The sequence below is a fragment of the Sagittula sp. SSi028 genome (assembly GCF_048553715.1).
GTDB lineage: Bacteria > Pseudomonadota > Alphaproteobacteria > Rhodobacterales > Rhodobacteraceae > Sagittula.
On sequence record NZ_JBLZNC010000045.1, the window covers coordinates 1 to 766 of the forward strand.

At 60.2% G+C, this 766-nt stretch carries 1 protein-coding gene; it reads left to right on the forward strand.

Going from position 1 to position 766, the window contains the following annotated elements; genetic code table 11:
* The coding region (locus ACN5AZ_RS18680) for a transposase (RefSeq protein WP_419430396.1) at positions 1-766 on the forward strand (766 nt) is incomplete at both ends.

Genomic DNA, 766 nt, shown 5'->3' on the forward strand with positions numbered 1-766 from the left:
CAAGTTCACGTCCCATTCCGAACCGGCCAGCCAATGGACCGCAGCCCGCAAGGGCCCGGCATTCTTCAGCTATTCCGACAATTACCTGATCGACACCGACCATGGTGTCATCGTGGATGTTGAGGCCACGCGCTCAATCCGGCAGGCCGAGGTCGGCTCGACAAAGACCATGCTAAAGCGCGTGCAGGCCAGGTTCGACCTTCACCCCGAGCGCCTGATTGCGGACACCGCCTATGGTACCGCGCCAATGCTGGGCTGGCTGGTCGACCGCAAGATCGCGCCCGACATTCCCGTATTCGACAAGTCAGGGCCCAATGACGGGACCTGGACCCGGGCCGACTTCGAATGGGACGCAGAGAACGACCAATACATCTGCCCCGAGGGTCACGAGCTGAAGCAGTTCCGCCGGAACTATTCCGACCCGAACCGGGAGCCAACCGGCAAGGGAACAGCCAAATACCGGTGTCTGAAGCACACCTGCCAGGCCTGCCCTTCAAAGGCGCGCTGCTGCCCCAACATGGACTTCCGCTCGATCACCCGCGAGGAACATGAAGACGCGCGACAGGTCGCGCGGGACATAGCGAAGACAGACCAATACGTCATCTCGATGAAGCTGCGGAAGAAGGTCGAGATGCTCTTCGCCCACCTCAAAAGGATCCTTGGTCTGAATCGGCTCCGATTACCTGGACTATGCGGTGCAAACGACGAATTCCTCCTCGCCGCAACCGCCCAAAACCTCCGGAAATTGGCCAAGATCCTTCCTGCA